The sequence below is a fragment of the Pseudophaeobacter sp. 1A16562 genome (assembly GCF_041008785.1).
Taxonomy (GTDB): Bacteria; Pseudomonadota; Alphaproteobacteria; order Rhodobacterales; family Rhodobacteraceae; genus Phycobacter; species Phycobacter gallaeciensis_A.
On record NZ_JAXGFT010000021.1, the window covers coordinates 1 to 19333 of the forward strand.

Annotated in this window: 25 protein-coding genes; 23 read left to right on the forward strand and 2 right to left on the reverse strand. The window is 59.4% G+C overall.

All coding sequences use genetic code 11. The annotated features are described in order from the left end of the window. Positions 1–170 precede the first annotated feature (170 nt). A complete protein-coding gene (locus tag SM764_RS20695; RefSeq protein WP_369002647.1) occupies positions 171–2339 on the reverse strand; it encodes a methyl-accepting chemotaxis protein in 2169 nt (722 codons plus the stop codon). Positions 2340–2595: 256 nt separating this feature from the next. Between SM764_RS20695 and SM764_RS20700 the strand changes: the two genes are divergently transcribed. The 12 genes from SM764_RS20700 (at position 2596) to rpmD (ending at position 7963) form a co-directional block, all read left to right on the forward strand. After that, complete coding sequence (locus SM764_RS20700; protein ID WP_368948750.1) at positions 2596–3216, forward strand: TIGR02466 family protein; 621 nt, start codon at positions 2596–2598, stop codon at positions 3214–3216. Positions 3217–3639: 423 nt separating this feature from the next. Beyond that, a complete protein-coding gene (gene rpmC, locus SM764_RS20705) occupies positions 3640–3840 on the forward strand; it encodes a 50S ribosomal protein L29 (RefSeq protein ID WP_065271464.1) in 201 nt (66 codons plus the stop codon). Between the two features lie 12 nt (positions 3841–3852). Then, positions 3853–4083 (forward strand): 30S ribosomal protein S17, encoded by a 231-nt coding sequence (gene rpsQ / locus SM764_RS20710; protein ID WP_008555996.1) that lies wholly within the window; start codon positions 3853–3855, stop codon positions 4081–4083. A 100-nt stretch (positions 4084–4183) separates the two neighbouring features. Beyond that, positions 4184–4552 (forward strand): 50S ribosomal protein L14, encoded by a 369-nt coding sequence (gene rplN / locus SM764_RS20715; protein ID WP_005621870.1) that lies wholly within the window; start codon positions 4184–4186, stop codon positions 4550–4552. A gap of 2 nt (positions 4553–4554) precedes the next feature. Then, positions 4555–4866: a 50S ribosomal protein L24 gene (rplX, locus tag SM764_RS20720; RefSeq protein WP_065271463.1), complete on the forward strand. Its 312-nt coding sequence runs from the start codon at positions 4555–4557 to the stop codon at positions 4864–4866. After that, a complete protein-coding gene (gene rplE / locus SM764_RS20725) occupies positions 4859–5422 on the forward strand; it encodes a 50S ribosomal protein L5 (RefSeq protein WP_369002648.1) in 564 nt (187 codons plus the stop codon). The genes rplX and rplE overlap by 8 nt, the downstream gene beginning before the upstream one ends. Positions 5423–5440: 18 nt before the next feature. Next, a complete protein-coding gene (gene rpsN / locus SM764_RS20730) occupies positions 5441–5746 on the forward strand; it encodes a 30S ribosomal protein S14 (protein WP_065271461.1) in 306 nt (101 codons plus the stop codon). A gap of 13 nt (positions 5747–5759) precedes the next feature. After that, a complete protein-coding gene (rpsH, locus tag SM764_RS20735) occupies positions 5760–6152 on the forward strand; it encodes a 30S ribosomal protein S8 (protein ID WP_065271460.1) in 393 nt (130 codons plus the stop codon). Between the two features lie 12 nt (positions 6153–6164). Then, positions 6165–6698 carry a 50S ribosomal protein L6 gene (rplF, locus tag SM764_RS20740; protein ID WP_065271459.1) on the forward strand — a complete coding sequence of 178 codons (534 nt, stop codon included), beginning with the start codon at positions 6165–6167 and terminating at the stop codon, positions 6696–6698. A gap of 11 nt (positions 6699–6709) precedes the next feature. After that, on the forward strand, positions 6710–7069 hold the full coding sequence (gene rplR, locus SM764_RS20745; RefSeq protein WP_065271458.1) for a 50S ribosomal protein L18: 360 nt from the start codon (positions 6710–6712) through the stop codon (positions 7067–7069). A 123-nt stretch (positions 7070–7192) separates the two neighbouring features. Continuing rightward, positions 7193–7762 carry a 30S ribosomal protein S5 gene (gene rpsE, locus SM764_RS20750; protein WP_065271457.1) on the forward strand — a complete coding sequence of 190 codons (570 nt, stop codon included), beginning with the start codon at positions 7193–7195 and terminating at the stop codon, positions 7760–7762. Positions 7763–7774: 12 nt separating this feature from the next. After that, positions 7775–7963 carry a 50S ribosomal protein L30 gene (gene rpmD / locus SM764_RS20755; RefSeq protein WP_065271456.1) on the forward strand — a complete coding sequence of 63 codons (189 nt, stop codon included), beginning with the start codon at positions 7775–7777 and terminating at the stop codon, positions 7961–7963. A 108-nt stretch (positions 7964–8071) separates the two neighbouring features. Here rpmD and SM764_RS20760 read toward each other — a convergent pair whose 3' ends face one another. Further along, positions 8072–9811, reverse strand: a complete 1740-nt coding sequence (locus tag SM764_RS20760; protein WP_369002649.1) for a tetratricopeptide repeat-containing sulfotransferase family protein — start codon at positions 9809–9811, stop codon at positions 8072–8074. A 305-nt stretch (positions 9812–10116) separates the two neighbouring features. Between SM764_RS20760 and SM764_RS20765 the strand changes: the two genes are divergently transcribed. The 11 genes from SM764_RS20765 (at position 10117) to SM764_RS20815 (ending at position 19329) form a co-directional block, all read left to right on the forward strand. Then, entirely contained in the window at positions 10117–10329 is a 213-nt protein-coding gene (locus SM764_RS20765) for a DUF1127 domain-containing protein (protein WP_369002650.1), read from the forward strand. A gap of 283 nt (positions 10330–10612) precedes the next feature. Next, the gene (gene rplO, locus SM764_RS20770) at positions 10613–11083 is read left to right on the forward strand and encodes a 50S ribosomal protein L15 (RefSeq protein ID WP_065271453.1); all 471 of its coding nucleotides are present in this window, start codon (positions 10613–10615) and stop codon (positions 11081–11083) included. A gap of 109 nt (positions 11084–11192) precedes the next feature. Continuing rightward, positions 11193–12557 carry a preprotein translocase subunit SecY gene (secY, locus tag SM764_RS20775; protein ID WP_065271452.1) on the forward strand — a complete coding sequence of 455 codons (1365 nt, stop codon included), beginning with the start codon at positions 11193–11195 and terminating at the stop codon, positions 12555–12557. Next, positions 12554–13195 carry an adenylate kinase gene (locus SM764_RS20780; protein WP_274830250.1) on the forward strand — a complete coding sequence of 214 codons (642 nt, stop codon included), beginning with the start codon at positions 12554–12556 and terminating at the stop codon, positions 13193–13195. Before secY ends, SM764_RS20780 begins: the two co-directional genes overlap by 4 nt. A gap of 109 nt (positions 13196–13304) precedes the next feature. Further along, on the forward strand, positions 13305–13703 hold the full coding sequence (locus SM764_RS20785; RefSeq protein WP_369002651.1) for a hypothetical protein: 399 nt from the start codon (positions 13305–13307) through the stop codon (positions 13701–13703). 266 nt (positions 13704–13969) lie between these two features. After that, the gene (gene rpsM, locus SM764_RS20790; RefSeq protein WP_065271449.1) at positions 13970–14338 is read left to right on the forward strand and encodes a 30S ribosomal protein S13; all 369 of its coding nucleotides are present in this window, start codon (positions 13970–13972) and stop codon (positions 14336–14338) included. Positions 14339–14353: 15 nt separating this feature from the next. Further along, positions 14354–14743 carry a 30S ribosomal protein S11 gene (rpsK, locus tag SM764_RS20795; RefSeq protein WP_065271448.1) on the forward strand — a complete coding sequence of 130 codons (390 nt, stop codon included), beginning with the start codon at positions 14354–14356 and terminating at the stop codon, positions 14741–14743. 115 nt (positions 14744–14858) lie between these two features. Continuing rightward, positions 14859–15875 (forward strand): DNA-directed RNA polymerase subunit alpha, encoded by a 1017-nt coding sequence (locus SM764_RS20800; protein ID WP_369002652.1) that lies wholly within the window; start codon positions 14859–14861, stop codon positions 15873–15875. 139 nt (positions 15876–16014) lie between these two features. Beyond that, entirely contained in the window at positions 16015–16440 is a 426-nt protein-coding gene (gene rplQ, locus SM764_RS20805; RefSeq protein WP_065271446.1) for a 50S ribosomal protein L17, read from the forward strand. 177 nt (positions 16441–16617) lie between these two features. Further along, positions 16618–18009 carry a trypsin-like peptidase domain-containing protein gene (locus tag SM764_RS20810; protein WP_369002653.1) on the forward strand — a complete coding sequence of 464 codons (1392 nt, stop codon included), beginning with the start codon at positions 16618–16620 and terminating at the stop codon, positions 18007–18009. Positions 18010–18012: 3 nt separating this feature from the next. After that, complete coding sequence (locus tag SM764_RS20815; protein WP_274830246.1) at positions 18013–19329, forward strand: replication-associated recombination protein A; 1317 nt, start codon at positions 18013–18015, stop codon at positions 19327–19329. The last annotated feature ends 4 nt before the right edge of the window (positions 19330–19333 follow it).

The window sequence follows — 19333 nt, forward strand, 5'->3', positions numbered from 1 at the left end:
TTCTTTGATCATTCCGATGATCTGTGCTTCTGTAAAACGGCTCTTTCGCATCTGTTTGCTCCATCAAGAGGTTGAGCAAACTCTACATTAAAGTGCGGGAGATTTCGGGGGGCAGGTCACGTTTTGCGCGTCAAGGCGTCAAGCCGCAGGGCAGGACCAGAGCGTCCGGCCTATGCGGCCCAATCGTCTTGCTGCTGGGCGGCTGGGGCAGAGCCATGGTGCGCGGGGCTGCCTTTCAGGCGGAAGCCCGAGATCGCCTCGAACAGGCGGTGGGCCTCCTGTTGCAGCAGCTGACCTGCAGCGGATGTTTGCTCCAGCATTGCCGCGCTTTTTTGTGAATCCTTGTCGAGCGAGTCGACAGCGACATTGACTTCAGTCAGCCCGTTGGACTGTTCCACCGTATTGTCGGCAATCGTATTCATGCGCTCCACGACCTGGATGATGGTCTGCACGATCTTTGCAAGAGACTCGCCAGTCTCGTCGACCAGCTTCACGCCGACGGTGACCTCGCCCCGGCTGGTGTTGATCAGGTTGTTGATTTCCTGAGCGGCATCCGATGAGCGCTGTGCCAGCGCGCGGACTTCAGAGGCAACCACGGCAAAGCCGCGTCCGGCTTCTCCGGCGCGGGCGGCCTCGACCCCGGCGTTCAGCGCCAGCAGGTTGGTCTGGAAGGCGACATCGTCGATCATGTCGGTGATTTTGGAAATCGCATCCGAGGAGTCCTTGATCCGTTGCATGGCCGTGACGGTCTGCTCAGCGATCGAGCGGGTGCCCTCTGCATTGTTTTGCGCATTGTCGACCAAAGATTTGGCGTCCTGCGCGCTGGAGGCCGTGTCACGCACCGTGTCGCTGACGGTCTGCAGCGCGGCGGCGGTTTCTTCCAGCGCGGCGGCTGAGGTTTCGCCGCGCCGCGAGGCATCGTTCATGGCTGACGAAATCTCGTTGGCGGTGTTGTTCAGCATTTCACTGCTGCCGGTCAGTTGCCGGATCATGCCATCAAGGCTGTTGGTCAGGTGGTCAATCGCACCAGAGATTTCCCGGAACACGCCTTTTTGCCCCGGTTGCATCGCCTGGTTCAAGTCACCGGTTGCCAGACCGCCGATCACCTCTTGAACGTCCTTCAATCCCTTTTCGGCGACGGTGCCAATGGCGTTCACTCCGTTGCCCAGTTCTGCGAACATGCCGCTGCTACCAGCGGTATCGACCCGTTTGGAAAAGTCACCTTCGGCGCAGGCGTCGATGACGCCGGCGATGTCCTTGGTCATACGGTGCTTGATCTCTTCGTCCTTACGGAAGTCACCAACCGCCTCGGCGATTGCCGAGATTTCTCGGATAGGGGTCACGGGGAGTGCAGGGGTGAAATCGTTTTCCCGCATCTTTTTCAGAACCCTGTCAGTGCGTTTCAGGGGCCGGGAAATCCCGCGGGCCAGAAGCAGCGCGAGCACAATGAAAACAGCTGCGCCGCCCAGACCTGCGCGGGTCGAGTTACTGGCGGCCTGTTCGCTGATCGCGGCAGTGTCGGCAAGGATCTGACTCATGACGATACGGGACTCTTTGTGCAGGGCTTCGACCAAAGGTTCTGCAGCTGCATAGGTCTCTGACATCTGTTTCCGGAGATCCTGTTCTTTCAGGGTCTCATCAACATAGGCCGCAAAAGACGTCTGATAGGTGTCCATCAGATCCGATATCAACTGAAACTGCGCGCGATCCGCGTAATAGCTTTCGGGAAAGGCGTGGAGCTCATCGACACGTGCATTCAACCGATCCAGGTATTTCGGATCCTTGCGCATGATGAAGTCCTTCTCGTGGCGGCGCATCATCAGCATCTTGACCTGCATCTCGGGCTGTTCGAGGCCCTGCAACTCGGTCTCGACGTTCTTCACCGCAGTCCGCAGATTGCCCTGCAGTCCGTCGTTTTCATCAAGCCCCAGGCGCCGGTTGCTGTCCGCGAGACTTAGAAAGGCTGCCCCATAAGCGGCGATCGCGGTTTCCAGTTCAGGCAGCGTGACGGCAGTAGACCGCAGTTCGGGAACCTGCGCGATATTTTGCTTCAGGCCGTCAAAGGTCGACGCCAGTTGATCCATGATCGCGGCATGGCGCTCAGTGTACTTTTCGTCCTTCCGCAGTAGGAAATCCTTTTCAGCACGGCGGGCCGAAAGAAACTGCTGCTCCAGATCGACAAGAGACATGTCGACCGCTTCGATCTGCGCGGCCCGGACTTGCATGTCGTCGCGAACCTGATGGGTATAAAGAGAAATGCCCGCCAGGGTGAACATGATGCCGGCGGCCAGCACGATGATCGACAGGATGGCGAGATTGATGGATACTTTGAACTTCATGGTGGGGCACTCGGTAGATAGGGATGCTAGGTGACAACCGGAACTCAGGTCATACTGGGGCAGGGTAGCAGTGCCGCGCTAATATTGTGTTGCGCCCCAGTGGCGGTCTGGGCATGGCAGGCTTGCCAGAGTGTCATGGCTGGCCGTGCTGATATATGTCCCGATGTGGCGGACGTTGTCCGGAGTGGGTTCCATTGCGCGGGGTGCAGCCAATTGGGACTCGCAATAGTGCGCCGGGCGAGGATAAAAGGCAGCTATGGCACAGATCGACTCTCTCTTCGTTACCCGTCTCTACCGCGCTGCATTGTCCGAACACGAACCGAGCATCGACGCAGGCGAACTTGAAAACTCCTGCCTTGTCATCGCTGGTGATGATGAAGCCGGACAGGACTGGTGCGAGGAGAACGGCTATCCCGGCTATACCTCCTATGCCTCGCTGACGGATCTGCCCTGGCGGTTCCCGATCTTCGCCGATTTGGTGAGATCGCTGGATGCCCATGTGGCGGCTTTTGCTGAGGACCTGGAACTGGATCTGGATGATCGCGCGTTGGTGCTGGAGGATCTCTGGATCAACATTCTGCCCGAGGGCGGTACACACGCCAGCCATATCCACCCGCATTCGGTGATCTCCGGCACCACATATGTGTCGATGCCCGAAGGCGCTAGCGCCCTAAAGCTGGAAGACCCGCGCCACGCGATGATGATGGCCCACCCGCCACGCCGCAAGGACTGCCGCCAGGAGCTGAAGACCTTCGTCTACCAGTCCCCCAAGGTGGGCGATGTGCTGCTCTGGGAGAGCTTCATCCGCCACGAGGTGCCGCTGAACATGGCCGAGGAAGAGCGGATTTCGGTGAGCTTCAACTATAAGTGGGAGTGAGCGCCGTCTTGGAAATGATCTGGGGGATCATTTCAGGCGCGAACGGACGGAGTCCATTGCTTGCTTGGGATTTGCGCAACATGAGTGCAGTGCCTGACCCTGGGCGGGCGTGAAGCACCTCCCTGTCGGGAGGGTTGGGCGCGGCCCGGGCATCAGCCCGTTCCAGGCTGACTTTAAACGGCGTACTGAGTTGTGCGCATAGACTTGTGTGGTTCTCTGCCGCCCGTTTGGCACAAGCTGCATCTTTCCCTTGCCCCCAACCACCAACTCTCCTATATGAACCCATCACCGCGCTCAGTGATGAGTCGCGGTGATCCATTTTCTGTGCCCTGAACTCTTCGGGCGCGGGCTACATAACCCACCAGACGTAAGGGTGACCCATCAAAAGGGGCCCTCTGGTGCCAAGGAAAAGGAACAAAGGCGATGAACGCCAATGATCTGCGCGAAAAGACCGTGGATGAACTCCGCGATCTGCTTGCATCCATGAAAAAAGAGAGCTTCAACCTGCGCTTTCAGCAGGCAACCGGTCAGCTGGAGAACACCGCTGCAGTGCGCAACGCGCGCCGTAACGCAGCCCGTGTTAAAACCATCCTGAATGAAAAAGCCGCTGCGGCAGCTGAATAAGGAGCCTCTGAGATGCCCAAACGTATCCTGCAAGGCGTTGTGACCAGCGACGCAAACGCACAAACCGTTACCGTTTCCGTCGAGCGCCGCTTTACGCATCCGGTTCTGAAGAAAACCATCCGTAAGTCCAAGAAGTATCGGGCTCACGATGAAAAGAACGCTTTCAAGGTCGGCGACACCGTACGCATCATCGAATGCGCGCCGAAATCGAAAACGAAACGCTGGGAAGTTCTGGAAGCCTAAGAGCCTCACTTGAGGCTCCTGGCGACTAGGCTTTTTAGCACAGTCGAAACCCTGGGGGATCACAGCACGCATCGCTGCCCCAAAGGTCGGGAGAAACCACATGATCCAGATGCAAACAAATCTGGATGTTGCTGACAACTCCGGCGCTCGCCGAGTTCAGTGCATCAAGGTTCTGGGTGGTTCCAAGCGTAAATACGCATCCGTTGGCGACATCATCGTCGTCTCGGTCAAGGAAGCCATCCCGCGCGGTCGCGTAAAGAAAGGTGACGTCCGTAAGGCCGTCGTCGTACGTACCGCCAAAGAAGTCCGCCGCGAAGACGGTACCGCGATCCGTTTCGATCGCAACGCTGCCGTTATCCTGAACAACAACAACGAGCCGGTCGGTACCCGTATCTTTGGCCCGGTTGTTCGTGAGCTGCGCGCGAAGAACTTCATGAAAATCATCTCGCTTGCTCCGGAGGTGCTGTAATCATGGCTGCTAAACTCCGCAAAGGCGACAAGGTCGTCGTGCTGGCCGGTAAGGACAAGGGCAAAGAAGGCACCATCGCCTCCGTTGACCCCAAAGCCGGTAAAGCCGTTGTTGACGGCGTGAACATGGCGATCCGTCACACCCGTCAGTCCCAGACTGCACAGGGCGGCCGCCTGCCCAAGGCACTGCCGATCGACCTGTCGAACCTGGCTCTGCTGGACGCAAACGGCAAAGCAACCCGCGTTGGCTTCCGCATGGAAGGCGACAAGAAAGTGCGTTTTGCCAAGACCACGGGGGACGTGATCGATGCTTGATTCCGCTAACTACACCCCGCGTCTGAAGAATCTCTACAAGGACACCATCCGTGGCGCCCTGAAAGAGGAATTCGGCTACAAGAACGAGATGATGATCCCCAAGCTGGACAAGATCGTTCTGAACATCGGCTGTGGTCGTGCTGCCGTCAAAGACAGCAAGAAAGCCAAGTCGGCCCAGGCTGACCTGACCGCAATCGCGGGCCAGAAAGCTCTGACCACTGTGGCCAAGAACTCCATCGCCGGTTTCCGCGTTCGCGAAGGCATGCCGATGGGCGCCAAGGTGACCCTGCGCGGCGAACGGATGTACGAATTCCTGGACCGCCTGATCACCATCGCAATGCCTCGTATCCGTGACTTCCGCGGCGTATCGGGTAACTCGTTCGACGGTCGTGGCAACTACGCCATGGGCCTGAAAGAGCACATGGTGTTCCCGGAAATCGATTTCGATAAGATCGATGAGCCCTGGGGCATGGACATTGTGATTGCCACCACCGCGAAAACCGACGCGGAAGCAAAGGCGCTGTTGAAAGCTTTCAACATGCCCTTCAACAGCTAAGCGCGGGAAGGAAGAGACATGGCTAAGAAAAGCATGATCGAACGCGAAAAGAAGCGCGAGCGCCTGGTGGCACAATATGCCGCAAAGCGCGCCGAGCTGAAAGAAATCGCGAATGACGAAAACCGCCCGATGGAAGAGCGTTTCAAAGCGCGTCTGAAACTGGCGAAACTGCCGCGCAACTCGTCGGCAACTCGTCTGCACAATCGCTGCCAGCTGACCGGCCGTCCGCACGCTTACTATCGTAAGCTGAAGATCAGCCGTATCGCTCTGCGGGAACTGGGCTCGAACGGCCAGATCCCCGGCATGGTGAAATCGAGCTGGTAAGGGAGAGACAGATATGAACGATCCTATCGGCGATATGCTCACCCGTATCCGTAACTCTCAGCTGCGCGGTAAATCCACCGTCCTGACCCCGGCTTCCAAGCTGCGGGCATGGGTTCTGGATGTGCTGGCGGACGAGGGCTACATCCGCGGCTATGAGAAGACCACTGGTGAAAATGGCCACCCGGCTATTGAAATCAGCCTGAAATACTTCGATGGCGAACCTGTCATTCGTGAACTGAAGCGGGTTTCCAAACCCGGTCGTCGCGTTTACATGGGCGTCAATGACATCCCGTCGGTCCGTCAGGGCTTGGGCGTGTCGATTGTCTCCACCCCCAAGGGTGTGATGTCGGACGCAAACGCACGCGCAGCCAACGTCGGCGGCGAAGTGCTCTGCACCGTCTTCTAAGGAGGCTTACAGATGTCCCGTATTGGTAAAAAACCGGTCGCACTGCCCAGCGGCGTTTCCGCTTCGGTATCCGGCCAGACCGTAGAAGTGAAAGGCCCGAAAGGGACCCGTAGCTTCACCGCCACCGACGACGTCACCCTGTCCGTTGACGACAACGTTGTAATGGTCGAGCCGCGCGGCAAGTCCAAACGTGCCCGTCAGCAGTGGGGCATGTCCCGCACCATGGTCGCGAACCTCGTGACCGGCGTGACCACCGGCTTCAAAAAAGAGCTGGAGATCCAGGGTGTGGGTTACCGGGCGCAGGTTCAGGGCAACACCCTGAAACTGAACCTCGGCTACAGCCACGACGTCGACTTCGTTGCTCCGGAAGGTATCACCATTACCGCACCGAAGCAGACCGAAATCGTTGTGGAAGGTAACGACCAGCAGCAGGTGGGCGAAGTCGCGGCGAAAATCCGCGAATGGCGCCGTCCCGAGCCCTACAAAGGCAAAGGCATCCGCTACAAGGGTGAGTTTATCTTCCGCAAGGAAGGCAAGAAGAAGTAAGGACAAGCAAAATGGCAAACAGCAAACGTACCCTGTTTCTGAAGCGTCGCCTGCGCGTCCGGAACAAACTTCGCAAGGTCAACGCAGGCCGTGTACGCCTGTCCGTGCACCGCTCGAACAAGAACATCTCGGTTCAGCTGATCGACGATGTGCAGGGCAAGACCCTGGCAGCGGCCTCGACCCTGGAAAAAGATCTCGGCTTCGTTGGCAAGAACAACGTCGAAGCAGCCACCAAAGTGGGTTCGGTTATCGCCGAGCGCGCCAAGGCGGCAGGCGTCTCCGAGGCCTATTTCGATCGTGGCGGCTTCCTGTTCCACGGCAAGGTGAAGGCTCTGGCCGACGCTGCGCGTGAAGGTGGTCTGAAGATCTAAGACTTGCGGGCGGCGATTTCGCCGCCCCGATGATCCGGGAGGGAGCCTGCTTGGGGTCCCTCACCAGGATTGAGATAACCGGCGCCCCGCCTGTTGGACGCGCCAGTCAGAAAGGAATGCCTCATGGCAGAACGTGAAAACCGCCGTGGCCGTGGCCGCCGCGAAGAAGAAACACCGGAATTTGCAGATCGCCTGGTTGCGATCAACCGCGTGTCGAAAACCGTTAAAGGCGGTAAGCGCTTCGGCTTTGCCGCGCTCGTCGTCGTAGGCGATCAGAAAGGCCGCGTCGGCTTTGGCAAGGGTAAGGCGAAAGAAGTGCCCGAGGCCATCCGCAAGGCGACCGAGCAGGCCAAGCGTCAGATGATCCGTGTGCCGCTGAAAGAAGGTCGCACCCTGCACCACGACATGAACGGTCGTCACGGTGCTGGCAAGGTCGTCATGCGCACCGCTCCGGAAGGTACCGGTATCATCGCCGGTGGTCCGATGCGTGCCGTGTTCGAAATGCTGGGCGTCAAGGACGTTGTGTCCAAGTCGATCGGCTCGCAGAACCCCTACAACATGATCCGCGCAACCATCAACGGCCTGACCAAAGAGCAGAGCCCGCGTGCCGTTGCACAGCGTCGTGGCAAAAAGGTCGCCGACATCCTGCCCAAGCGGGACGAAGCACCGGCTGCCGAAGCCGCTGAAGCGTAAGGAGACGGACACATGGCTAAAACCATCGTTGTAAAGCAGATCGGCTCCCCGATCCGTCGCCCCGCCAAACAGCGTCAGACGCTGATCGGTCTGGGCCTCAACAAGATGCATAAAACCCGCGAGCTGGAAGATACCCCGGCCGTGCGTGGCATGATCAACAAGATTTCGCACATGGTCGAGATCGTTGAAGAAAAAGGCTAAGCCTTACCCGGCATAGTCTGACAAACGCCTCCGCATTGCGGGGGCGTTTTTCGTTTGAACGGTCGCTGCTGGGCTTTGCGAAAAGTGAAATGGCGCGGAGGCGTCAGGTCAGTCCGCGAGATCCGGCCACAGGCTCGTGTCTAGGGCCTCAAGGAATTCAGCCAGTTCATCGGCCTGCGCACGCCAACCGCCAATGGATCTTTGGTGTACCGGCTGGCGGATCTGAGAGGCGCTCATCGTTAGGGTCGGTGCGCTGCTACCTTCCGGCGCGGCCATTTCCGGTAACCATTCCAGCCTACAATAATCTGCAAGTGCGCGGCTGCCCGCCACCGGGTCTGCAACAAGATCTTCGTAGTCGACCGTCAGGATCTGATCCGGGAATACGGTTTGCCAGTGATGCATGAGGCGCGCATATAGGCCGACGCGCCACGCCAAGGCCGTCTGGTCGTAGGTGTAGGACAGGGCTGTCCCGGTGAAGTGCGATTTCCACATCGATAAGGCCACGTCGCGTGGGTCACGCCGTACGTGCACGATCTTGCAATGCGGATAGGCCGTTTTGAGAAACCCGATATAGCGGTAGTTTTCCGGCATCTTGTCGACATAGGCGCGCGTATCGTCAGGGCAGGGGGGCAGCCGCGCTGCATCTTTATTGGTAAAGATACGCGCCGCCTCGGCATCAAACGGAATGTCGCTGCTCACGAAATCCTGAACCAGAAACCCGGTTGCCGCGCGTTCGCCCAACGTTTCCACATTTGGCAGGCGGCTCAGCATTGCCTCGACCAGCGAGGTGCCGGAGCGGGGTAGGCCGAGGACATAGATGGGATATGGTCCGTCGGGTTTGTCGGTCGGAGAGGGAGTGATGTCCGGAAAGCGGCTCAGAATGCGCTCAGTCTGCCGGGTGTCCTCCTCTGCGTTATAGGGCATTTGTTTTGCAAGGATACCGTTTGCACGCTCGCGCGCCTTGGCGGCGGCCTGCCGATCGCCCATGGCATCTTCGATCCGGGACAAGGCAAACTGCAGTTCGGCAGCTTCGACCGAGCCTGAGCGGAGTTTGCCGAGCGCCTTTTGTGCGGGGCCGGCCAGGGTCTTCATCTCGTCCCTGTCGAGCAACAGCGACAATTGTTCAAACGCCTGTGTCTGCGCGGGCTGCAGGGCCAGGACAGCCCGGAATTGTTCTTTGGCCTCTTCGAACCGTCCGGCTTCGATGAATGAGGTTCCAAGCCGGAGCCGGGCACCAATGTGCTCGGGCGCGAGCTGAACGGCGCGTTCAACCATCTCGTGGCCTTCGGCGTGTCTGTTCTGGCGGGCCAGCGGGAGGCTGATATTGACGAGGGTCTCTACGTTGTTGGGATCGAGCGCTAGCGCCGCTTCGTAGGCCGCGATTGCATCCGTCTCTTCGCCGAGGTTGGCAAGGATCAGGCCGCGCAGATTTTGGGCAGGCGCAAATGACGGGCGCAAGGTCACCGCTTGATTGATCGCAACCTCTCCCGCGGTGAGATCGCCAAGGTGCACATGCGCCTGCGCCAGGAAAAAACAGGCGGTCGGGTCGCTGTCCCGCAGGGGTTCGACAATCTTGATAGCTTGCACGTGGCGCCCTGCCAGAATCAGGGTCTGTGCCAGATTGTGCCGCGCGTCGATAAAGCCCGGATCAATCTTCATCGCGCGTTGAAACTGTGCGATCGCCTCGGGCAGCTTGTTCATGGCCGAAAGACAGATGCCAGCGATGTTAAACGGATGTGGATCCCGCGGAGTCGTCTTTTGCAGGCGTTTTGCAATCTTCAGGGCCGGTTTGTAGGCGCCTGAGTTGAGATAAGAGGTAGCTATACCGAGGTCCCGACTCGCAATCATTCCGAAACCGCCTTGTTAAAAAACTGTTACAATTCGCTGCCCGCTATCACGATGCGCAAGCGTGAAGTGTGAAGCAGTTCACGTAACGCGGCGGATTTCTCGGGAGATTTGCGATTATCTGCACGTATGGGGGCAAAATCCCCACTATCGCCTGTTTTATAGCCATTCCGAAAACGCATAGCGGTCAAACGCTAGTGTCGGTTGTTAGGTCATGAAATGCGACCTATCTCCCCGGTGTCACAAAACAGACATGAACGACCAGCCGGGAAGGGATCCCGGTTTTGCCGAGATCAAGGACGACGACGATGGCCTATACAACTTCCGCTACCCAGACCTATTCCTTTGGCGCCCGCATCCGCGCCGCAGTTGTGAACTTCCGCACCACTCTGGCCCGCCGGTCCGAATACCGGCGCACCTATGCGGAACTGGAAAACCTGTCCAACCGCGAGCTGGCCGATATCGGCGTGCGCCGCTGCGATATCAGCAACATTGCCCGGCTGCACGCCTACGGTAACTGATCGGACACCATAGCCCGGCCTGACTTATTGCCTCCCCCGGACTGGCCGGGATCGAAAGACGCCTCTGCCCCGCGCAGGGGCGTTTTTAATTTGTCCGGCGTCGCCATGCGCGGGAAGCCTGGGGCGGACAGGGGGCTTCCGCGCCGGGAGGCAGGGCTTGATATCGCCCGGCACAGCGTCTATACGCCCCCGGTGGCAATCCAAGCCACAGAATCAACAATCAAGAAGAGCCGAGGTTGGCCCGCTTACGCTTCAGGGGTCACATCCGGCAAGGAGAAGCGATATGAAACTTCATGAACTGCGCGACAATCCCGGCGCCGCCAAGAAACGCACCCGTGTGGCCCGTGGCCCGGGTTCCGGCAAAGGTAAAATGGGTGGCCGTGGTATCAAAGGTCAGAAATCCCGTTCGGGTGTTTCGATCAATGGCTACGAAGGCGGCCAGATGCCCCTCTACCAGCGTCTGCCTAAGCGTGGCTTCACCAAGCCGAACCGCAAGACTTTCGCTGTTGTGAACCTGGGCCTGATCCAGAAGTTCATCGACGCGGGCAAGCTGGACGCGGCAACCATCACCGAAGATTCGCTGGTCGAATCGGGCCTGCTGCGCCGCAAAAAAGACGGTGTGCGGATCCTGGCCAAAGGCGATTTCTCGGCCAAATCCAACATCACCGTGACCGGCGCGTCCAAATCTGCCATCGCGGCAGTCGAAAAAGCGGGCGGCACCCTGACCGTGGCGACAGCAGCTGCTGCTGAGTAACGGCTTGTGAGCGGCGCCGATGCCGCTTACATAGGTCACAGTTTTTCCATACGCCGCCCGAGCCGGAAAACGGTTCCGGGCGGCGTTTTCGCAAAAAGAGACCCATTTCATGGTATCAGCAGCAGAACAAATGGCGGCGAACACCAGCTGGTCCGCGCTCGGCAAGGCCAAGGATCTGCGCAACCGCATCCTGTTCACCCTCGGCCTATTGATCGTCTACCGTCTTGGCACATTCATTCCGGTCCCGGGCATTGATGCCTCGGCACTGCGCGAATTTATGGAGTCGGCGGGGCAGGGCATCGGCGGCATGGTGTCGATGTTTACCGGCGGTGCGCTTGGACGGATGGGCATTTTTGCCCTCGGGATCATGCCTTACATCTCGGCATCGATCATCGTTCAGCTGCTCACCTCCATGGTTCCGGCGCTGGAACAGCTGAAAAAAGAAGGCGACCAGGGCCGCAAGAAGATCAACCAGTACACCCGTTACGGTACCGTCGCGCTGGCAACGGCGCAGGCCTATGGCCTCGCGGTCTCGCTGGAATCGGGCGATCTTGCGACCGATCCGGGTATGTACTTCCGTCTGGCCTGCATGATTACCCTGGTGGGCGGCACCATGTTCCTGATGTGGCTGGGCGAGCAGATCACCCAGCGGGGCATCGGTAACGGTATCTCTCTGATCATCTTTGTCGGCATCATCGCCGAGGTTCCCGCAGCCATCGCGCAGTTCTTTGCCTCCGGCCGCTCCGGCGCCATCAGCCCGGCGGTTCTGATCGGCGTGATCGTGATGGTTGTCGCGGTGATCATGTTCGTGGTGTTCATGGAACGCGCCCTGCGGAAGATCCACATTCAGTACCCCCGCCGTCAGGTGGGCATGAAGGTCTATGATGGCGGCTCGTCGCACCTGCCGGTCAAGGTGAACCCGGCGGGCGTGATCCCGGCGATCTTCGCCTCCTCGTTGCTGCTGCTGCCGACCACGATCTCTACCTTCTCGTCGGGTTCTGCCTCTGGTCCGGTAATGTCCTGGCTGCTGGCCAACTTCGGCCCCGGTCAGCCGCTCTACCTGCTGTTCTTCGTGTCGATGATCGTGTTCTTCGCGTATTTCTACACCTTCAACGTCTCCTTCAAACCTGATGAAGTGGCGACGAACCTGAAGAACCAGAACGGCTTTGTCCCCGGTATCCGTCCGGGTAAGAAGACCGCCGAGTACATCGAATACGTGGTGAACCGCGTTCTGGTTCTGGGCTCGGCCTATCTGGCGGCTGTCTGCCTGCTGCCGGAAATCCTGCGCGGTCAGTTCGCCATTCCGGTCTACTTCGGCGGCACCTCGGTTCTGATTGTTGTTTCGGTCACGATGGATACGATTCAGCAAGCGCAAAGCCATCTGCTGGCGCACCAGTACGAAGGTCTGATCGAGAAAAGCCAGCTGCGTGGCCGCAGCAAGAAACGCACAAAACGGGGGCCCGCTCGTCGATGAATATTATTCTTTTGGGCCCGCCGGGCGCGGGTAAGGGCACGCAGGCCCGTCATCTGGTCGAAACCCGGGGCATGGTACAGCTCAGCACTGGCGACATGCTGCGCGATGCGCAGGCCAGCGGCAGCGAGATGGGCAAGAAGGTAGCCGAGGTCATTGCCCGCGGTGAGCTGGTCACGGATGAGATCGTAATTGGTCTGATCCGCGAAAAGATCGCCGAAGGCGCCGAGGGTGGTTTCATCTTTGACGGCTTCCCGCGCACGCTGGGGCAGGCAGATGCCCTGACCGACCTGTTGGCCGAGATGGGGCAGAGCCTGGACGCCGTTGTTGAAATGGCGGTGGACGATGCAGCGCTGGTGGCGCGGATCACCGGGCGGTCGACCTGCGGCGATTGTGGTGAAGTCTACCATGATGAAACCAAACCCTGGCCCGCCGATGGCAAATGCGCCAACTGCGGCAGCAGCAACATCAAGCGGCGCGCGGACGACAATGAGGAAAGCCTCAAGACCCGTCTGATGGAATACTACAAGAAAACCTCGCCGCTGATCGGCTACTATTATGCCAAGGGCAAGCTGAACAAGATCGACGGTCTGGCATCCATCGACGAGGTTCAGGCCTCTATCGCCAAGGTCCTCGGCTGATCTGAAATGTCAGCGCAGAATAAAAAAAGAGCCGGGCATGTCCCGGCTCTTTTCGTTTTGGAAAGGCGAACAGGGGAGGGTGGGCGGATCTTGTAAAAGGACCTTGCCAATGACGACTCCCACCCGTTCCGTGATCACAGCCGGGGCTGCCCTATGTATGGCGATGACGTCCCCCGGATTTGCCGAACGTTATTTCGTCAATGATCCCGCCGCCTGCCCGACAAACGCGGAGGAGCAGGACCGGTTGATGGATTTTGCCAATGACGGTGGGCTGATCCTGGAGGAGGACGGTTTCAGCTCAATGGAGTATTTCTGCAGCTTCGAGCCGGATCTGCAGTATCATTGGGACGGCTATCAGGTCACGACCCATGTGGGGCATTGCCAGACGCCCGGGCCGGTTTTCATGCCAACCTTGTTTACCTTCGTGATGACCGAAGAAGCCCCGGGGGAGATCGCACTGTTTGACAGCAACGAATACACGACGCGGTTTTATTCCTGCACCGATTAACGTCGCCCGGGCAGGATGCAGGCGATGTGGAAGGATGTTGCCCCGGGGCCCATAAACTTTGACGTTTCCGCCGGGCGCCGGGTTGACGACATGCGGAATTCTCAATAGGGAAGCCCATCCCTCTTGGGAATCAATCCAGGCGGCCCGATTCCGTGCCGCGTGAGTACCTCGATACATTATCTGATGAAAAGCCTCTCGGGGCGTCATCAGGTGTTGTGAAAAAAGGTTCTGGAGTTACGGAACCGCAACGAAAAGGAAAGTGACACGTGGCACGTATTGCCGGCGTAAACATCCCGACTGCCAAACGGGTCCCCATCGCCCTCACCTATATCACCGGAATCGGCAACACTTCGGCGAAAGCCATTTGTGAAGCCGTTGGCATCGACGCAACCCGTCGCGTCAACGAGCTGTCCGACTCCGAAGTTCTGGCCATCCGTGAGCACATCGACGCAAACTACACCGTTGAAGGTGACCTGCGTCGCGAAGTGACCATGAACATCAAGCGTCTGATGGACCTGGGTAGCTACCGTGGCCTGCGCCACCGTCGTAACCTGCCCGTTCGCGGTCAGCGGACCCACACCAACGCTCGCACCCGCAAAGGCCCCGCAAAGGCCATCGCTGGTAAGAAGAAGTAAGGGAGGGTTTGATTAATGGCACGCGATAAATCCCGCACGAAGCGTAAAGAGCGCAAGAACATCGCCACCGGCGTTGCACATGTGAACTCTTCGTTCAACAACACCAAGATCCTGATCTCTGACGTTCAGGGCAACGCGATTTCCTGGTCCTCCGCTGGCACCATGGGCTTCAAGGGCTCCCGTAAGTCCACGCCCTATGCGGCGCAGATGGCTGCAGAAGATGCAGGCAAGAAAGCTCAGGATCACGGTGTTAAAACCCTCGAAGTCGAAGTTCAGGGCCCCGGTTCGGGTCGTGAATCCGCACTGCGCGCCCTGGCTGCAATCGGGTTCAACATCACCTCGATCCGTGACGTGACCCCGATCGCGCACAACGGCTGCCGCCCGCCAAAGCGCCGCCGCGTCTAATTATTTACGACTTTCGCTGGGGCCCCGCTTGATTTGTCGGGCCCCAGTACGTCATTTTAAACCTCGGGCGTCTGCACCTTCGGACATGGGGTACGGACAGGAATGGAGGGACTGCATGATCCATAAAAACTGGGCAGAGCTGATCAAGCCGACACAGCTTGACGTGAAGCCGGGCAATGACCCCGCACGGCAGGCAACCATCGTTGCAGAGCCGCTTGAGCGTGGTTTTGGTCTGACACTGGGCAACGCACTGCGTCGCGTCCTGATGAGCTCGCTGCAAGGCGCGGCCATCACCAGCGTTCAGATCGACAATGTTCTGCACGAATTCTCCAGCGTCGCTGGCGTTCGCGAAGATGTCACCGACATCATCCTGAACCTAAAAGGTGTGTCGCTGCGCATGGAAGTCGAAGGCCCCAAGCGCCTGTCGATCAATGCCAAAGGCCCCGCAGTTGTCACCGCTGGTGATATCTCGGAAAGCGCCGGTATCGACGTTCTGAACCGTGACCACGTGATCTGCCACCTCGACGATGGTGCGGACCTGTTCATGGAACTGACCGTCAACACCGGTAAAGGCTACGTTTCGGCAGAGAAGAACAAGCCGGAAGACGCACCCATCGGTCTGATCCCGATCGATGCGATCTACTCGCCGGTGAAAAAGGTCTCCTACGACGTTCAGCCGACCCGTGAAGGTCAGGTTCTGGATTATGACAAGCTGACCATGAAGGTTGAAACCGATGGTTCCGTTACGCCGGACGACGCCGTGGCCTATGCTGCGCGCATCCTGCAGGACCAACTGTCGATCTTCGTCAACTTCGACGAGCCGGAATCGGCTGGCCGCCAGGACGAGGACGATGGTCTCGAGTTCAACCCGCTTCTGCTGAAGAAAGTGGACGAGCTGGAACTGTCGGTGCGTTCGGCAAACTGCCTGAAGAACGACAACATCGTTTACATCGGCGATCTGATCCAGAAGACCGAAGCAGAGATGCTGCGTACGCCGAACTTCGGCCGCAAGTCGCTGAACGAGATCAAAGAAGTGCTGTCGGGCATGGGCCTGCATCTTGGCATGGATGTCGAGGACTGGCCGCCGGACAACATCGAAGATCTGGCCAAGAAATTCGAAGATTCGTTCTGAGAATAAGGGGAGGGCGCAAGTCCTCCCCAACTACAAATGCCCACGCTGGTGGGGACAATCAGGGCAAACCCGCCCCAAGGAGAGCAGCTGACACGCATCGGCTGACAGACAAAGCAAAACCTTTAGAAGGAACTAGAAAATGCGTCACGCACGTGGATATCGCCGCCTGAACCGCACCCATGAGCACCGCAAGGCTCTGTTTGCAAACATGGCTGGCTCGCTCATCGAGCATGAGCAGATCAAAACCACATTGCCCAAGGCAAAAGAACTGCGTCCGATCGTTGAAAAACTGATCACGCTGGCGAAAAAAGGCGACCTGCACTCCCGCCGGAACGCCGCCTCGCGTCTGAAGGAAGACCAGTATGTGTCGAAACTGTTCGACGTTCTGGGCCCGCGCTACAAGGATCGTCAGGGCGGTTACGTCCGTATCCTGAAAGCCGGCTTCCGTTATGGCGACATGGCGCCGATGGCGATCATCGAATTCGTTGACCGCGACGTAAATGCCAAGGGCGCTGCCGACAAGGCGCGCGTTGCCGAAGCCGAAGCGGCTGCCGACGACGAATAATAAATTACAGGCCACAACGGTCTGTCATTCTGGCCCCTGCAGCTGTGCCTGCAGGGGCTTTTTCATTTCCGTCCTCGCGTGCCGGTCCGGCAGGGGACCGCTCCTGTCTCGGATGCTGCGCTTGCATTCCGCTGCCAGCCTCCGCATATCCTGTTCTGACCGAGGAATGGAGGCGATATGATCCGCGCTGTTTTGACCGCTCTGATGCTGGCCCTGGCTCTGGGCACGCAGGCCCCTGCCGAAACGCGTGTGCCGCAGTCGCAGGCGGAAATTTCGCTGGGGTTTGCACCATTGGTGAAACAGGCGGCCCCGGCGGTGGTCAATATCTACGCCAAGATCGTGACCGAGGCGCCGCAGGCATCGCCTTTTGCGGGCGATCCCTTCTTTGACGATTTCTTCCGCAGTTTTTCCAACCCTCGCCCCCGGGTGCAGAACTCATTGGGGTCAGGGGTGATCCTTGCCGAGGATGGCATCGTGGTGTCCAATTATCATGTTGTCGGCATGGCGACGGAAATCCGCGTGGTGACCACGGACCGGCGCGAGTATGAGGCCCGCGTGGTCCTCGCAGATCAGGCCAGCGATCTGGCGATCCTGCGGCTTGAAGATGCAGAGGGCCTGCCGTTCCTCAATCTGCGCAACAGCGATCAGGTTGAGGTCGGCGAATTGGCCCTGGCCATCGGCAATCCCTTTGGTGTGGGGCAGACGGTCAGTAGCGGTATCATTTCGGGGCTGGCGCGCACGGGCACCGGCACCGGAGAAGGTTTCGGCTATTACATCCAGACCGACGCGCCGATCAATCCCGGCAACTCTGGTGGGGCGCTGATCGACGTGAATGGCGAGCTCATCGGGATCAACACACGGATCCTTAGCCGTTCGGGCGGATCCAACGGCATCGGCTTTGCCATTCCAGCCAATCTGGTTCGGGAGTTCCTGCATCAGGCCCGCGCGGGCGCGGAAAGCTTTCAGCGCCCCTGGGCAGGGATGACCGGGCAACCGGTGGATGCGGATCTGGCGGCCTCGCTGGGGATGCCACGCCCCGAAGGCATGCTGATCTCCGAACTCCACCCCGAAAGCCCCTTTGCCAAGGCGGGATTTGAAGTCGGCGATGTGGTGACCGAGGTCGACGGAGAGCCGGTAAATTCACCGTCCGAGATGGTGTTCCGCATGACCATTGCCGGTCTGGGCGGCAGTTCGGACGTGGCGCGCTGGCGCGGCGGTGAGAAAAAAGTGGTGCGGGTCGAGATGTACAGCGCCCCGGACAATCCTGCGGCCGACCCAGTGCAACTGGGCGAACGCAGCCCACTGCCCGGGCTGACGGTGGCGCGCATTAACCCGCGGCTCATCGTGGATTTGCAATTGCCGCTCTCGGCCGAAGGTGTGGTGATCGCCGATCCGGGGCCTTACGGTGCGCGGGCGGGGCTGCAGCGGGGCGATGTCCTGCTCGGGATCAACGGCGAAGCGGTCACGGCGCCGCAGGATGTGGTCGATCTGATGGGCCGCACGCAGGGCTGGCTGGTTCTCGACCTGTTGCGGCGCGGGCAGCGCGTCAGTCTGCGTTTCCGGCTCTGATCCATGGCAGATCTTTTTGACAGCGACGCACCACAGCCCACGGGCGGCGAAGAACCCAACAGGCCGCTGGCGGACCGTCTGCGCCCGCGCTCCCTGTCCGAGGTGATCGGCCAGCAGCAGGTGCTGGGACCGGAGGCACCACTGGGTGTCATGCTGGCATCGGGATCGCTGTCCTCATTGGTGTTCTGGGGGCCGCCGGGGGTGGGGAAGACCACCATCGCGCGGCTTCTGGCTAAGGAAACCGATCTGCATTTCGTGCAGATCTCGGCCATCTTCACTGGCGTACCGGATCTGAAGAAGGTGTTCGAGGCGGCCAAGCACAGGCGCGCCAATGGACAGGGCACGCTGCTGTTCGTTGATGAGATCCACCGTTTCAACAAGGCGCAGCAGGACGGGTTCCTGCCGCATATGGAGGATGGCACCATCCTTCTGGTCGGCGCCACCACCGAAAACCCGAGTTTCGAGCTGAATGCCGCTCTGTTGTCGCGCTCGCAGGTGCTGGTGCTGGAACGCCTGCCGCTGGCGGATCTGGAACTGCTGACCCAGCGCGCCGAGAAGGAACTCGGCCGGGCGCTGCCGCTGACCGGCGATGCGCGCGACGCGCTGCAGGAAATGGCGGATGGCGATGGGCGTGCGCTGCTCAATCTGATCGAACAGGTCTCTGCCTGGCGGGTTGAGGCGCCGCTCGGGCGCGAGGCGCTGGCGACCCGGCTGATGCGGCGGGCGGCGAAATACGACAAATCCGGCGAGGAGCATTACAACCTGATCTCGGCGCTGCACAAATCCGTGCGCGGCTCGGATCCCGATGCGGCGCTTTACTGGTATGCGCGCATGCTGGAGGGCGGCGAGGATCCGCGTTTTCTGGCCCGGCGGCTGACCCGGATGGCGGTCGAGGATATCGCGCTGGCGGACCCACAGGCGCAGGCTGTCTGTTTGCAAGCCTGGGAGACCTACGAACGGCTCGGTAGCCCGGAAGGGGAGCTGGCGCTGGCGCAGGCGGTGATCTATCTGGCACTCGCGCCAAAGACCAACGCGGGCTACATGGCCTACAAGGCCGCCCGACGGTTGGCCAAGGAAACGGGCAGCACGCCGCCACCGAAACATATCATGAATGCCCCGACTAAGCTGATGACCGAACAGGGCTATGGCGCGGGCTACCAGTATGATCATGATGCCGAGGATGGCTTTTCCGGGCAGAACTATTTCCCCGAAGGCGTCAAACGCCCGGTTCTCTATCAGCCCGTCGAGCGCGGGTTTGAACGGGAATTGAAACGGCGGACCGAGTTCTTTGCCAAGCTGCGGCTACAGCGGAACAGTTGACCGG